The 15,267-nt window shown below is 61.2% G+C and carries 10 protein-coding genes; 7 read left to right on the forward strand and 3 right to left on the reverse strand.

The window, feature by feature from the left end; translation table 11 throughout:
• Positions 1-5 precede the first annotated feature (5 nt).
• The 5 genes from lepB (at position 6) to pdxJ (ending at position 4,278) form a co-directional block, all read left to right on the forward strand.
• The gene (lepB, locus tag ACA070_RS04990; protein ID WP_462025675.1) at positions 6-860 is read left to right on the forward strand and encodes a signal peptidase I; all 855 of its coding nucleotides are present in this window, start codon (positions 6-8) and stop codon (positions 858-860) included.
• Positions 861-1,044: 184 nt separating this feature from the next.
• Positions 1,045-1,734 (forward strand): ribonuclease III, encoded by a 690-nt coding sequence (gene rnc, locus ACA070_RS04995; RefSeq protein WP_010463056.1) that lies wholly within the window; start codon positions 1,045-1,047, stop codon positions 1,732-1,734.
• Positions 1,727-2,629, forward strand: a complete 903-nt coding sequence (era, locus tag ACA070_RS05000) for a GTPase Era (RefSeq protein ID WP_059403406.1) — start codon at positions 1,727-1,729, stop codon at positions 2,627-2,629. The genes rnc and era overlap by 8 nt, the downstream gene beginning before the upstream one ends.
• Before the next feature lie 171 nt (positions 2,630-2,800).
• On the forward strand, positions 2,801-3,487 hold the full coding sequence (gene recO, locus ACA070_RS05005) for a DNA repair protein RecO (RefSeq protein WP_497450276.1): 687 nt from the start codon (positions 2,801-2,803) through the stop codon (positions 3,485-3,487).
• 47 nt (positions 3,488-3,534) lie between these two features.
• A complete protein-coding gene (pdxJ, locus tag ACA070_RS05010) occupies positions 3,535-4,278 on the forward strand; it encodes a pyridoxine 5'-phosphate synthase (RefSeq protein ID WP_497450277.1) in 744 nt (247 codons plus the stop codon).
• A gap of 131 nt (positions 4,279-4,409) precedes the next feature.
• Here pdxJ and mltF read toward each other — a convergent pair whose 3' ends face one another.
• Positions 4,410-5,870, reverse strand: a complete 1,461-nt coding sequence (mltF, locus tag ACA070_RS05015) for a membrane-bound lytic murein transglycosylase MltF (RefSeq protein ID WP_497450278.1) — start codon at positions 5,868-5,870, stop codon at positions 4,410-4,412.
• Between the two features lie 274 nt (positions 5,871-6,144).
• Between mltF and purL the strand changes: the two genes are divergently transcribed.
• Complete coding sequence (gene purL, locus ACA070_RS05020; protein ID WP_497450279.1) at positions 6,145-10,041, forward strand: phosphoribosylformylglycinamidine synthase; 3,897 nt, start codon at positions 6,145-6,147, stop codon at positions 10,039-10,041.
• A 5-nt stretch (positions 10,042-10,046) separates the two neighbouring features.
• On the forward strand, positions 10,047-10,358 hold the full coding sequence (locus tag ACA070_RS05025) for an NGG1p interacting factor NIF3 (protein ID WP_497450280.1): 312 nt from the start codon (positions 10,047-10,049) through the stop codon (positions 10,356-10,358).
• Between the two features lie 641 nt (positions 10,359-10,999).
• Here ACA070_RS05025 and nagE read toward each other — a convergent pair.
• Together nagE and ptsP are read right to left on the reverse strand one after the other, a co-directional pair.
• A complete protein-coding gene (nagE, locus tag ACA070_RS05030) occupies positions 11,000-12,715 on the reverse strand; it encodes an N-acetylglucosamine-specific PTS transporter subunit IIBC (protein ID WP_497450281.1) in 1,716 nt (571 codons plus the stop codon).
• A 29-nt stretch (positions 12,716-12,744) separates the two neighbouring features.
• Positions 12,745-15,261 (reverse strand): phosphoenolpyruvate--protein phosphotransferase, encoded by a 2,517-nt coding sequence (gene ptsP / locus ACA070_RS05035; RefSeq protein ID WP_497450282.1) that lies wholly within the window; start codon positions 15,259-15,261, stop codon positions 12,745-12,747.
• Positions 15,262-15,267 lie beyond the last annotated feature (6 nt).

Consider the following 15,267-nt stretch of genomic DNA (forward strand, 5'->3'; position numbering starts at 1 on the left):
GTCCTATGTCACTAAATTTCCCGCTGTTGCTGGTCATCGCCGTGTTCGTCTGCGGCCTGTTGGCGTTGCTCGATCTGTTGTTCCTGGCGCCTCGGCGCCGGGCTGCCATCAACTCCTATCAGGGGAGCGTCAGCCAGGCTGACATGGTGGTCGTCGAGAAACTGAACAAAGAGCCGCTGCTGGTCGAATACGGCAAGTCGTTCTTCCCGGTGTTGTTCATCGTGCTGGTGCTGCGTTCGTTCCTGGTGGAACCGTTCCAGATTCCTTCCGGCTCGATGAAACCGACCCTGGACGTCGGCGACTTCATTCTGGTGAGCAAGTTTTCTTACGGGATCCGCCTGCCGGTGGTCGACAAGAAAGTCATCGAAGTCGGTGATCCGCAGCGCGGCGATGTGATGGTGTTCCGCTACCCGAGCGATCCGAACGTCAACTACATCAAGCGTGTGGTAGGCCTGCCGGGTGACCAGATTCGTTACACCGCCGACAAGCGACTGTTCGTCAACGGCGAATCGATTGCCGAACAATTGGTCGGCTCCGAGCCGGGCACGTTGGGCAGTGCAGAGCTCTACAAGGAAAAACTCGGCGCGGCCGAGCACCTTATCCGCAAGGAAATGAGCCGCTATCGCGCATCGCCGGACCATACCTGGACAGTGCCTGCCGGGCACTACTTCATGATGGGCGACAACCGCGACAACTCCAACGACAGTCGCTACTGGGATGATCCGAGCATTCCCAAGGATCTGCTGGGCATGGTTCCCGACAAGAATATCGTCGGCAAGGCCTTCGCAGTCTGGATGAGCTGGCCGGAACCCAAACTCAGTCACCTGCCGAATTTCTCGCGGGTTGGCCTGATCAAGTAATCACACACGGCGCTGTTGAACACAGCGCCGAATGCATTTCTGGAGTCGACACAATCGGCACCGAAAGCATGAAGCCAATGATATTCAGGACGTTATTTTTGAACACAGCGTTAATTGTCCCAAGCCTGCGCCGCACCACGGCCATGGCGGTGGAATCCAGCCACGAACTCAGCGTGGGTAAACCGTGAGCGTCTCCTTAAGCCGTCTAGAGCGTCAGCTCGGCTACACCTTCAAGGATCAGGAACTGATGGTCCTGGCCCTGACTCACCGCAGTTTTGCCGGGCGCAACAACGAACGCCTGGAATTCCTCGGTGATGCCATCCTCAACTTCGTTGCTGGCGAGGCGCTGTTCGATCGCTTCCCGCTGGCGCGCGAAGGCCAGTTGTCGCGTTTGCGCGCACGCCTGGTGAAAGGTGAGACGCTGGCTGTACTGGCCCGCGGTTTCGATTTGGGCGAATACTTGCGCCTGGGCTCCGGTGAGTTGAAAAGCGGCGGCTTCCGTCGCGAGTCGATTCTGGCCGATGCCCTGGAAGCGCTGATCGGTGCGATCTACCTCGATGCCGGCATGGACATGGCGCGCGAGCGCGTGCTGGCCTGGCTGGCCGGTGAGTTCGAAGGCCTGACGCTGGTCGACACCAACAAAGATCCAAAAACCCGCCTGCAGGAATTCCTGCAATCGCGTGGTTGCGAGCTGCCGCGTTACGAAGTGGTGGATATCCAGGGTGAGCCGCATTGCCGGACGTTCTTCGTCGAATGTGAAATCACCTTACTGAATGAAAAAAGCCGAGGTCAGGGTGTGAGTCGTCGTATTGCCGAACAGGTAGCGGCCGCCGCAGCACTGATTGCCCTGGGTGTGGAGAATGGCAATGACTGATTCAACTGCAACTCGCTGTGGCTATGTTGCCATCGTCGGCCGTCCCAACGTGGGCAAGTCCACGCTGCTGAACCACATCCTGGGTCAGAAGCTGGCGATCACCTCGCGCAAGCCGCAAACCACCCGCCACAACATGCTGGGCATCAAGACCGAAGGCGCCGTGCAGGCGATCTACGTCGATACCCCGGGCATGCACAAGGGCGGCGAAAAGGCTCTGAACCGCTACATGAACAAGACTGCTTCGGCGGCGTTGAAAGACGTCGACGTGGTGATCTTCGTGGTTGACCGCACCAAGTGGACCGACGAAGACCAGATGGTCCTCGAGCGTGTGCAGTACGTGACCGGCCCGCTGATCGTGGCGCTGAACAAGACCGATCGCATCGAAGACAAAGCCGAACTGATGCCGCACCTGAGCTGGTTGCAGGAACAGCTGCCGAACGCGCAGATCATGCCGATCTCGGCCCAGCACGGGCACAACCTCGAAGCGCTGGAGCGTGTGATTGCCGGTTACCTGCCGGAAAACGATCACTTCTTCCCGGAAGACCAGATCACCGACCGCAGCAGCCGCTTCCTCGCCGCTGAACTGGTGCGCGAGAAAATCATGCGCCAGATGGGCGCCGAGCTGCCGTACCAGATCACCGTCGAAATCGAAGAGTTCAAGCAGCAGGGCAAAACCCTGCACATCCATGCCTTGATTCTCGTGGAGCGTGACGGGCAGAAGAAGATCATCATTGGCGACAAGGGCGAGCGGATCAAACGCATCGGCACCGAGGCGCGCAAGGATATGGAGCTGCTGTTTGACTCCAAGATCATGCTCAACCTCTGGGTCAAAGTGAAAGGCGGCTGGTCCGACGACGAACGCGCTCTGCGTTCGCTGGGATACGGCGACCTGTAAACCCGGTTCCATATACTCCAGAAATACCCTGTGGGAGTGAGCCTGCTCGCGATAGCGTTGTAACATTCAGCATTGATGCCGACTGTCACACCGCAATCGCGAGCAGGCTCACTCCCACGCTGGTTTTGGTTGTTCGTAGAATTGTGCTCGTTCATTGAGAACCTGACTTCCATGTCTCAAGCGCCCATCGGCCAACCCGCTTTCGTGCTTCACAGCCGCGCCTACCGCGAAAGCAGCGCGCTGGTGGACTTCCTCACGCCGCAAGGTCGGCTGCGGGCGGTATTGCGTAGCGCGCGGGGCAAGGCCGGGACATTGGCGCGGCCGTTCGTGCCGCTGGAAGTGGAGTTTCGGGGGCGTGGCGAGCTGAAGAATGTTGGGCGCATGGAAAGTGCGGGTACTTCTACATGGCTCGTCGGTGAGGCGCTGTTCAGCGGCCTCTACCTCAACGAACTGCTGATCCGCCTGTTGCCCGCCGAAGACCCGCACCCTGGTGTGTTCGATCACTACGCCGCGACGTTGCTCGCGCTGGCCGAAGGTCGTCCACTGGAGCCTTTATTGCGCTCTTTCGAATGGCGCCTGCTCGACGACCTCGGTTACGGCTTCGCCCTGACCACCGACATCCACGGTGAGTCCATCGCTCCGGACGGACTCTACCGCTTGCAAGTGGACGCCGGCCTGGAGCAGGTGTACTTGCTGCAACCCGGCCTGTTCAATGGCACTGAACTGCTGGCCATGGCCGACGCCGACTGGACCGCGCCAGGCGCGTTGTCCGCTGCCAAACGTTTGATGCGTCAGGCGCTGGCCGTTCATTTGGGCGGTCGTCCCCTCGTCAGCCGCGAACTGTTTCGCAAGCCGTAGTCTCCCCGTATGCTGTGCGCCGAATCTTTAAATTCAGGAGCGCTTCCGTGACCACCAGCAATCGCATTCTTCTTGGCGTGAACATCGACCACGTTGCCACCCTGCGTCAGGCCCGGGGCACTCGCTACCCGGATCCGGTCAAGGCTGCACTGGACGCGGAAGAGGCGGGCGCTGACGGCATCACAGTGCACCTGCGCGAAGACCGCCGACACATCCAGGAGCGCGACGTGCTGTTGCTCAAGGACGTGCTGCAAACCCGCATGAACTTCGAAATGGGCGTCACCGAAGAAATGATGCTGTTCGCCGAACGCATCCGCCCGGCGCACATTTGCCTGGTCCCGGAAACCCGTCAGGAACTGACCACCGAAGGTGGCCTGGATGTGGCAGGACAGGAAGCGCGGATCAAAGCGGCGGTGGATCGTCTGGCGAAGATCGGCTGCGAAGTGTCGCTGTTCATCGATGCGGACGAGCGGCAGATCGAAGCGTCCCGTCGCGTGGGTGCGCCGGCGATCGAACTGCACACCGGTCGTTATGCTGATGCCGAGACGCCGACTGAAGTGGCTGAAGAGCTCAAGCGCGTGGCGGATGGCGTCGCGTTTGGCCTGGCTCAGGGATTGATCGTCAATGCCGGTCACGGTCTGCATTATCACAACGTTGAAGCCGTGGCCGCGATCAAGGGCATCAACGAATTGAACATCGGCCATGCGCTGGTGGCGCATGCGTTGTTTGTGGGCTTCAAGTCGGCTGTTTCGGAAATGAAAGCGCTGATTCTGGCCGCCGCAAAAGCTTAAAGCCAAACACAGAACCAAAAATGTGGGAGCGAGCCTGCTCGCGATAGCGGTCTGACAGCCAACATCTTCGTTGAATGTTAAGACGCAATCGCGAGCAGGCTCGCTCCCACATTTGATTTCGGTTGCCCGGACTAAAGCTGCGGGGTTTCCTGATTCGGCTTGGTCTTGTCGACCCCCGGCACATGCAGGTTGCCTTCGGCCACTTGATTGCCTTCAAGCTGCGGCTGCGTGACCCACGTCAGGATGTCGTAGTAACGACGGATGTTCGCGACGAAATGCACCGGCTCGCCGCCCCGGGCGTAGCCGTAACGCGTCTTGCTGTACCACTTCTTCTCTGAAAGCCGCGGCAGGATCTTCTTCACGTCCAGCCACTTGTCCGGGTTCAGTCCTTCTTTCGCCGCCAGTTTGCGCGCGTCATCCAGGTGACCGCTGCCGACGTTGTAGGCCGCCAGTGCAAACCATGTGCGATCCGGCTCCTGGATCGATTCGTCCAGCTGATCCTTCATGTAGGCCAGGTATTTGGCGCCGCCCATGATGCTTTGCTTGGGGTCGAGCCGGTTGGACACGCCCATGGCCTGCGCCGTGTTTTGGGTCAGCATCATCAGGCCGCGCACGCCGGTCTTCGACGTGACGGCCGCTTGCCATAACGATTCCTGATAGCCGACCGCGGCCAGCAGGCGCCAATCGACTTTCTCTTTCTTGGCGTACGCCTTGAAGTGCTGTTCGTATTTGGGCAGCCGTTGCTGCAAGTGCTGGGCGAAGGTATAGGCGCCCACGTAGCCGAGAACATCGACGTGCCCGTAGTAACGGTCTTTCAGGCGTTGCAGGGTGCCGTTTTTCTTCACCTTGTCGAGGTAGGTATTGATCTCGTTGAGCAGGCTGTTGTCATCACCGGCGGCCACGGCCCAGCTCTGATCACTGGCGTCACCGAGGTCGAAGGCGACCCGCACGTTGGGGAAATAAACCTGGTTCATCGCCACTTCGTTGGAGTCGACCAGAGTCAGGTCGATCTGACCTTCATCGACCATGCGCAGCAGGTCGACGACTTCAACCGCGTCGGACTCTTCGTATTCAATGCCGGGATATTTCTTTTTCAGCTCCGCCAGTTGCCCGGCGTGGGTGCTGCCCTTGAGCACCATGATCTTCTTGCCGACCAGATCGCCCGCGTCGGTCGGCCGCGATTGGCCGTTGCGGTAGATGACCTGTGGGGTGACTTCCAGGTAGGAGTGGGAAAACCGCACCTGTTGCTTGCGTTGCTCGCTGCTGACCAGACCGGCAGCAGCCAGCACTGGGCCGTTAGGCTTGCCCACCTGACTGAACAGATCATCAAGGTTGTCGGCGGTCTCGATCTTGAGCTCCACCCCCAGATCGTCGGCAAAGCGTTTCACCAGCTCGTATTCGAAGCCGGTTTCACCGTTGCGATCCTGAAAGTAGGTGGCGGGGCTGTTCCGGGTAACCACCCGCAGCACACCATCCTCCTTTATGCGCTCAAGTGTGTTGGGTTTATCAACACAGCCACTGAGCATCAGGAAGAGTCCGGTTGCGATCAGCCATTTGGCGTACCGCGGACGCAAAGCCGTTGGGGAAAACATCTGCGCAGTATACGCAAAGGACCACGAGCGCCATATCTCGACAGCGAAGGGCTTGTCTGCTAGGGAGCAGAAAACCCGCTTGGAGCCCGCAGGAATGGGCCCGGACTGCATTTTGTGACAGAAAAAATAACCACCGCAGAACAGCGGTTTCAGGCCCGGATACCCGGCCCGACGTTCGGGTACAGCCATGCGTACCGTTTCGGGTGATGTCGCGGGCGGTTTAGGCTAGAATGCACGGCCTCAAAGCACACCCCTTCCCGAGGCTGTCCCGAAGATGTTGATCCTGCGCGGCGCTCCTGCCCTTTCTGCCTTTCGCCACAGCAAACTCCTTGAGCAACTGAGCCAGAAGGTCCCGGCTGTCAGCGGCTTGTATGCTGAATTCGCCCACTTCGCTGAAGTTACCGGCGTCCTGACCGGCGACGAACAGCAGGTGCTCGCGCGCCTTCTGAAGTACGGCCCAAGTGTTCCGGTACAAGAGCCGACCGGTCGTCTGTTCCTGGTGTTGCCACGTTTCGGCACCATCTCGCCGTGGTCCAGCAAAGCCAGCGACATCGCTCGCAACTGCGGCCTGAGCAAGATCCAGCGCCTGGAGCGCGGCATCGCGTTCTACGTGGCCGGCCAGTTCAGCGACGCCGACGCGCAGCTGATCTCCGATGCGCTGCACGACCGCATGACCCAGATCGTACTGGGCAACCTCGAACAAGCCGCCGGCCTGTTCAGCCACGCCGAGCCGAAACCGCTGACCGCGATCGACGTACTGGGTGGCGGCCGCGCCGCGCTGGAAAAAGCCAACACCGAGCTGGGCCTGGCCCTGGCCGAAGACGAGATCGACTACCTGGTCAACGCCTTCGTTGGTTTGAAGCGCAACCCACACGACATCGAACTGATGATGTTCGCCCAGGCGAACTCCGAGCACTGCCGTCACAAGATCTTCAACGCCAGTTGGGACATCGACGGTCAGAGCCAGGAAAAAAGCCTGTTCGGCATGATCAAGAACACCTACGTGATGCACAGCGAAGGCGTCCTGTCGGCTTACAAGGATAACGCTTCGGTGATCGTCGGTAACGTCGCCGGCCGTTTCTTCCCGGACCCTGAAACCCGCCAGTACGGCGCGGTGCAGGAACCGGTGCACATCCTGATGAAAGTCGAAACTCACAACCACCCGACCGCGATTGCCCCGTTCCCGGGCGCATCCACTGGTTCCGGAGGCGAGATTCGCGACGAAGGCGCTACCGGTCGTGGCGCCAAGCCAAAGGCTGGCCTGACCGGTTTCACCGTATCGAACTTGCAGATCCCGGGCTTCGAACAGCCGTGGGAAGTGCCGTACGGCAAGCCTGAGCGCATCGTCACCGCGCTGGACATCATGATCGAAGGCCCACTGGGTGGCGCCGCGTTCAACAACGAATTCGGTCGTCCGGCCCTGACCGGTTATTTCCGTACCTTCGAACAATCGATCACCACCCCGCGTGGCGACGAAGTTCGCGGTTACCACAAGCCGATCATGCTGGCCGGCGGCATGGGTAACATCCGTGCCGAACACGTACAGAAAGGCGAGATCACCGTTGGCTCCAAGCTGATCGTGCTCGGCGGCCCGGCGATGCTGATCGGCCTGGGCGGCGGCGCGGCTTCTTCCATGGCCACCGGCACCAGCTCGGCGGACCTGGACTTCGCTTCCGTACAACGCGAAAACCCTGAGATGGAACGTCGCTGCCAGGAAGTCATCGACCGTTGCTGGCAGCTGGGCGACAAAAACCCGATCAGCTTCATCCACGACGTCGGTGCGGGCGGTCTGTCCAACGCCTTCCCGGAACTGGTCAACGACGGCAACCGTGGTGGCCGCTTCGAACTGCGCAACATTCCAAACGACGAGCCGGGCATGGCCCCGCACGAAATCTGGAGTAACGAATCCCAGGAACGCTACGTTCTGGCGGTCGGTCCGGCCGACTTCGAGCGCTTCCAGGCGATCTGCGAGCGCGAGCGTTGCCCGTTTGCCGTCGTTGGCGAAGCCACTGCCGAGCCGCAACTGACCGTTACTGACAGCCACTTCGGCAACAGCCCGGTAGACATGCCACTCGAAGTGCTGCTGGGCAAAGCCCCGCGCATGCACCGTTCGGCCGTTCGCGAAAACGAACTGGGCGACGACTTCGATCCGTCGACCCTCGACATTGCAGACTGCGTCGAGCGCGTTCTGCATCACCCGGCCGTGGCGAGCAAAAGCTTCCTGATCACCATCGGCGACCGCACCATCACCGGCCTTGTTGCCCGTGATCAGATGGTCGGCCCGTGGCAGGTTCCGGTGGCCGACGTTGCCGTCACCGCCACCAGCTTCGACGTCTACACCGGTGAAGCCATGGCCATGGGCGAGCGTACTCCGCTGGCCCTGCTGGACGCTCCGGCGTCGGGCCGCATGGCAATTGGCGAAACCCTGACCAACATCGCCGCTTCGCGCATCAACAAGATCTCCGACATCAAACTGTCGGCGAACTGGATGTCCGCTGCCGGTCACCCGGGCGAAGACGCGCGTCTGTACGACACCGTGAAAGCGGTCGGCATGGAGCTGTGCCCTGAGCTGGGCATCACCATTCCGGTGGGCAAGGACTCCATGTCCATGGCCACGCGCTGGAACGACGAAGGCGTCGACAAGACCGTCACCTCGCCGATGTCCCTGATCGTGACCGGTTTCGCGCCAGTGGCTGACATCCGTCAGACCCTGACCCCGGAACTGCGCATGAACAAGGGCACCACCGACCTGATCCTGATCGATCTGGGCCGTGGCCAGAACCGCATGGGCGCCTCGATCCTGGCTCAGGTTCACGGCAAGCTCGGTTCGCAAGCACCGGACGTCGATGATGCCGAAGACCTGAAAGCCTTCTTCGCCGTGATCCAGGGCCTCAACGCCGACGGTCACCTGCTGGCGTACCACGACCGTTCCGACGGTGGTCTGCTGACCAGCGTGGTGGAGATGGCCTTCGCCGGTCACTGCGGTCTGAGCCTGAACCTCGACGGTCTGGCAGAAACCTCCGCCGACATCGCCGCGATCCTGTTCAACGAAGAACTCGGCGCTGTGATCCAGGTTCGCCAGGACGCCACGCCGGACATCCTCGCGCAGTTCAGCGCAGCCGGTCTGGGCGATTGCGTTTCGGTGATCGGTCAGCCGATGAACAACGGCCAGATCAACATCACCTTCAACGGCGACACCGTGTTCGAAGGCCAGCGTCGTCTGCTGCAACGCACCTGGGCTGAAACCAGCTACCAGATCCAGCGTCTGCGTGACAACGTTGAGTGCGCCGAGCAAGAGTTCGACGTGCTGCTGGAAGAAGACAACCCGGGCCTGAGCGTCAAGCTCAGCTTCGACGTCAACCAGGACATCGCCGCGCCTTACATCAAGAAAGGCATCCGCCCACAGGTTGCCGTGCTGCGTGAGCAGGGCGTCAACGGTCAGGTGGAAATGGCGGCCGCGTTCGACCGCGCCGGTTTCAACGCAATCGATGTGCACATGAGCGACATTCTGGCCGGCCGTGTCGACCTGAACGACTTCAAGGGCATGGTCGCTTGCGGCGGTTTCTCCTACGGCGACGTATTGGGTGCCGGCGAAGGCTGGGCCAAGTCCGCGCTGTTCAACAGCCGTGCTCGCGATGCATTCCAGGGCTTCTTCGAGCGTACCGACAGCTTCACCCTCGGCGTGTGCAACGGTTGCCAGATGATGTCCAACCTGCACGAGCTGATCCCGGGCAGTGAGTTCTGGCCGCACTTTGTGCGTAACCGTTCCGAGCAGTTCGAGGCGCGCGTGGCGATGGTCCAGGTCCAGGAGTCGAACTCGATCTTCCTGCAAGGCATGGCCGGTTCGCGCATGCCGATCGCGATCGCGCACGGTGAAGGTCATGCCGAGTTCGCCAGCGAAGAAGCGTTGCTGGAAGCCGATCTGTCGGGCTGCGTGGCGATGCGTTTCGTCGACAACCACGGCAAGGTCACCGAGAACTACCCGGCCAACCCGAACGGTTCGCCGCGCGGGATCACCGGTTTGACCAGCCGCGACGGTCGCGTAACGATCATGATGCCGCACCCGGAACGCGTGTTCCGCGCCGTGCAGAACTCGTGGCGTTCGGAAGACTGGAACGAAGACGCACCTTGGATGCGTATGTTCCGTAATGCTCGCGTCTGGGTGAACTAAGGGCTGTGTATAAGCTCGGCTTTTTTGTTCCGGCCAGCCATGTCGAGGTGGTCAAGAGCGCTGTGTTCGCTGCCGGTGGCGGACGGATCGGCGCTTATGATCACTGCGCGTGGCAGGTGTTGGGTCTGGGTCAGTTTCGGCCTTTGGATGGCAGTCAGCCGTTTATTGGCGAAGCGGGGCAGGTCGAGCAGGTTGAGGAATGGAAGGTTGAGCTGGTAGTGGCGGATGAGTTGATCGTGGCCGTGGTGGCCGCGCTGAAACTCAGCCATCCCTACGAGACGCCGGCTTATGAAGTGTGGCAGTTGGCGGATTTTTGATTCGTTGGCTGTGAAGACAAGAAACCCGCTGAATTGGCGTTCAGCGGGTTTTTTATTGGCCGCGATTTTATGGATGTACGTTGCTCAAAATTGTAGGAGCGAGCCTGCTCGCGATGGCGGCCTGACAGCCGACCAGTCTCTTGCAGGTGTACATATCCATTCCTGCGGTAACGGCGGCTGGCGGTTTCGCCCTTACGGCGACTCACTTTTTTTACAAGCGCCTAAACAAAGTAAGCAAAAAAACGCTCGCCCCAAGCGTCCGGCCCCTCGCTAATGCTCGGCGTACCTTCGCTCCGGTATTCATCCGGGGACACTGCCCTCCGGTTGGCTTCGCTGCACCTACATGCAGCGTGTTCGACTGCGTCGAACGGCGCTGCGCGCCACTCCCCGGATGAACACCTCCACTCAGCCTCCCGAAAGGGGCGGGTAGATCAAGATCAAAAGCTGCAGGCGAGCTAACGCTCGGCCTGTTGAGTGGTGAGGAGCGAAGCGTGTACGCCGATCCAATGTAGGAGCGAGCGGTGCGGCGATCCGACTTGCCCGCGAAGGTGGCCTGACAGCCGACCACTTTCTCGCAGGATGCACCGTTCAACTGTGGGAGCGAGCCTGCTCGCGATGGCGGACTGTCAGGCAGTCAAGATCTAAACCTTGGCACTCACCTCACTACGATTAACCAACGCCTCCAGCGCCCCACTCAAACTCGCGGCCTTGTCACCAATCAGCAAGTGCCAAACACCCCCTTCAAGCTGGCTGACCCCCTGGCAACCCAGCGCCTTCAAATCACCCTCCGACAACGCTTTGCCATCCACCAGTTGCAGTCGAATCCGGGTCATGGCCACGCAATCCATCTGCAATATATTGTCCCCGCCGCCCAAGGCCTTCAGCCATTGCTGTGCTTCTGAATTTGCCACAGCGGCAGGTTTCGGTGCATCAATAACAGCAGGAGGGGAGGAGACCAGCGCACGACCCAGCGCCGGCATCGCCAACCGGATCTCATCAGCAATGCTGTCCGCCATCGGCCCGACCACCACCTGCAAACTCCCACCCTTGCCCGGGCGCACAACCGCCATCGCGCCCAACGCTTTCAACTCTGCGTCGTTTGCCTTGTTGCGATCCACCATGTCCAGGCGCAACCGAGTGGTACAGGCCCCGACGGTGATCAAATTCTGTGCACCACCCAACGCCTTGATGTAAGCCCCGGCCCGCTCATTCTCGGCGACCACAACCTTGTCACCGGTCGGCACCTCTTCACGTCCCGGTGTCTTGAGGTTGAAGCGACGAATGCAGAAATCAAACACCAAGTAATAGATCACTGCGTACGCCAACCCCACCGGCACCACCAGCCAGCCGTTGGTGGACTCGCCCCAGCCGAGCACCATGTCGATGAAGCCGCCGGAGAAGGTGAACCCTAGGTGGATGTTCAGCGCATTGGTGATCGCCATCGACAGCCCCGTCAGCAGCGCATGGAGCAAAAACAGAAACGGCGCGAGGAACATGAACGCAAATTCGATGGGCTCGGTGACGCCGGTCAGGAATGAGGTCAGCGCCATGGACAGGAAGATCCCGCCCATGATTTTGCGTCGTTCCGGCAGGGCGTTGCGGTACATCGCCAGGCACGCGGCGGGCAGGCCGAAGATCATCACCGGGAACATGCCGGTCATGAACTGGCCGCCTTTCGGGTCTCCGGCGAAGTAGCGCGACAGGTCGCCGGTGACCATGGCGCCCGTGGTCGGGTCGGTGAAGTTGCCGAAGACGAACCACGCCATGTTGTTGAGGATGTGGTGCAAACCGGTGACGATCAGCAGGCGGTTGAACACGCCGAAGACGAAGGCGCCGATGCTGCCGCTCTCCATCATCAATGTGCCGAAGCCGTTGATGCCATGCTGGATCGGCGGCCAGATCAAACCGAAGATCACGCCCAGGCCGACGGCGGCGAATCCGGTGACGATCGGCACGAAGCGCCGCCCGCCGAAGAACGCCAGGTACTCCGGCAGCTTGATGTCCTTGAAACGGTTGTAAAGCGCGCCGGCCATCAGGCCGCTGACGATCCCGGCGAGCATGCCCATGTTAATGCTCGCATCGAGCACCTTGAGCGTGGAGATCATCACCAGGTAACCAATGACCCCGGCGAGGCCGGCGGTGCCGTTGTTGTCCTTGGCGAAACCGACCGCGATGCCGATGGCGAAGATCATTGCCAAGTTGGCGAAGATCACCTGGCCGGCGTCGTGGATGATCGCGATGTTCAGCAGATCGGTGTCGCCCAGACGCAGGAGCAGACCGGCAATCGGCAGGATCGCGATCGGCAGCATCAGCGCGCGACCGAGCCGTTGCAGGCCTTCGATAAAGTATTGGTACATGGCGTATCTCCCTGGATTCTTTTTGTTGTTCAGCTCAGAGGCCATTGCTGATGACAGGCGTGTCGCACCGCACTGGCGCTACTCAGCTTGAGCAGGTCGTGGCTGATGCGTCGGCATTCGGCAGCGTCGAGGTGGCGCACGCGATCTTTGATTTCACCGATTTGTACCGGGCTGACCGACAGCTCGCTGACACCCAGGCCGATCAGTACTGGCGTGGCCAGCGGGTCGGAGGCGAGGGCGCCGCAGACGCCAACCCAACGGTTATGCACTGCCGCACCGGCGCAGGTCTGAGCGATCAGCCGCAGCAGCGCCGGGTGCATCGCGTCGACTCGCGAGGCGAGGCCGGCGTGGTCGCGGTCCATGGCCAGGGTGTATTGCGACAAATCGTTGGTGCCGATGGACAGGAAGTTCGCATGTTCGGCCAGTTGCTCGGCCAGCAGCGCGGCGGCCGGGACTTCGATCATTACGCCCAGTTCGGGACGCTCACTTACACCGAGTTCAGTGCACAGCGCGTCGAGGCGTTGGCGGATGTGCAGCAACTCATCGACCTCGGTCACCATCGGCAACAGGATCCGGCAGCGCGAAAGCGGGCGGATATGGAGCAGCGCGCGCAGTTGCTGATCAAGCAGTTCCGGCCGCACCTGAGCCAGGCGAATGCCGCGCAAGCCGAGCACCGGATTGGCCTCGACCGGCAACGGCAGGTAATCGAGTTGTTTGTCGCCGCCGACGTCGATGGTACGGATGATCACCGACTTGTCGCCCATGGCGTCGAGCACGGTTTGATAGGCGAGACGCTGTTCCTGTTCGTCCGGCGCGGTGTTGCGGTCCACAAACAAAAACTCGGTGCGCAGCAGGCCGACGCCATCGGCGCCATTGGCCAGCGCGTCGGCCGCTTCTGTGCTGGAGGCGACATTGGCCGCGACTTCGATGTGCACACCATCGAGCGTCAGTGCCGGGGTGTGAGCCTGTGATTGTTGAAGTGCACGACGTTGCTGATGATCAAGTTGTGCCTGATGCACCTCGGCCAGGCGTTCGGCCGTCGGCGCCAGTTCGAGACGACCGCCGTCGGCATCCAGCACCACAGCCTGGCCTTGCGCCTGATCCAGAAGCGCCGAACCCAGTGCAACCAGGCACGGCAGACCTTTGCCGCGAGCCAGGATGGCGACATGGGAAGTTGCGCCGCCCTCGGCCATGCACAACCCGGCGACGCCTTGCTGGCTCAATTGCAGCAAGTCCGACGGCGTCAATTCATGGGCGGCAACGATGGCGCCAGCCGGCACATCGTAATGCCAGGCCTCACCGAGCAAGGCGCGCAACACCCGTTGTTTGAGGTCGCGCAGATCGTTGGCGCGTTCGGCCAGCAATGCGCTGCCGAGTTGCTGGAGGACGTCGCACTGCGCATCGATCGATTGGCTCCAGGCGTGCGTCGCGGCCATGCCTTGAACGATGGAGACGTTGGCCGCGTCCAGCAGCGCCGGGTCTTCGAGCAAGGCGAGGTGCGCGGTGAAGATCGCTTCTTCGTCAGTGTTCTTGTGTTTCCTGGCCTGGGCCAGGGTGTGGTCGATTTCGCTGCGCACGGCGGTCAACGCGGTCTCGAGGGCGTGCAATTGTTGCTCGGGATCGTGGCTGCCGGCATCCACCGGCAGGCTGATGGCGTTCAAGCGAAACAACGGCCCACCGACAATACCGGGAGCGGCGCAGACACCGTGCAGCACGCCCGCTTCGGCAGCCCGATTGCGTCGGGTAATCGGTGTTGGCGCGGCGGCGTGGCTGTCTTCGGCCAACGCTGTGGACAAGGCGATCAGCAATGCTTGCAGCGCCGCTTCGGCATCCGGGCCTTGGCAACTGACCTGAACCTCGTCCTGCTCGCCGACGGCCAGGCTCATCAGCCCGATCAAGCTGTCACAGGTCGCCGATTTGCCAGCGAAATGCAGCTGCGATTTGCTCTTGAACCCTTGCGCGGTCTGACGAATCAGCGCGGCCGGGCGAGCGTGCAGACCGCCACGATGGGCGATGCAAACGTGGCCGAAAAGTTCTTCGCCGCAAAGGTCCACGTCTGCCTGCGCGCCCGGCGCCAGCCGACGAATGATGTGCAGCAACGGATCGCCGACCTTCACCGATTTCAGCGTAATGGGCCGCGCCTGAAAGTCCTGGCTGTTGGTCAGGATCATCAGGCTGACCAGGCTTTTGCACTGCTGCGCGACCTTGTCCAGGTCGTAGCGCAACAGCGGCTGGCCGTTGCTGACCCGCGCGCCTTCCTTGACCAGCATCGAGAAGCCTTCGCCCTGCAACTCGACGGTGTCGAGGCCCAGGTGCAGCAGCAATTCGGCACCGTTATCGGCACGCAAGGTGACGGCGTGACCGCTGCGGGCGACGTGCACCACGACGCCGGCACACGGCGCGTGGAGAGTGTCGTTCAGTGGGTCGATCGCGATGCCGTCGCCCATGGCGCCGCTGGCGAACACCGGGTCCGGGACTTTGGCGAGCGTGAGCACCGGGCCGCTGAGCGGGGCGCTGAGGGTCAGCTCTTTATTGTTGTTATGCATGGCTCG

Source organism: Pseudomonas sp. LBUM1678, assembly GCF_059695575.1.

Bases quoted from the DNA above. Each gene is read 5' to 3' on its own strand.
- nagE (WP_497450281.1), bottom strand. From the start codon at position 12,715: ATGTACCAATACTTTATCGAAGGCCTGCAACGGCTCGGTCGCGCGCTG.
- recO (WP_497450276.1), top strand. From the start codon at position 2,801: ATGTCTCAAGCGCCCATCGGCCAACCCGCTTTCGTGCTTCACAGCCGC.
- ptsP (WP_497450282.1), bottom strand. From the start codon at position 15,261: ATGCATAACAACAATAAAGAGCTGACCCTCAGCGCCCCGCTCAGCGGC.
- purL (WP_497450279.1), top strand. From the start codon at position 6,145: ATGTTGATCCTGCGCGGCGCTCCTGCCCTTTCTGCCTTTCGCCACAGC.
- era (WP_059403406.1), top strand. From the start codon at position 1,727: ATGACTGATTCAACTGCAACTCGCTGTGGCTATGTTGCCATCGTCGGC.
- lepB (WP_462025675.1), top strand. From the start codon at position 6: ATGTCACTAAATTTCCCGCTGTTGCTGGTCATCGCCGTGTTCGTCTGC.
- mltF (WP_497450278.1), bottom strand. From the start codon at position 5,870: ATGTTTTCCCCAACGGCTTTGCGTCCGCGGTACGCCAAATGGCTGATC.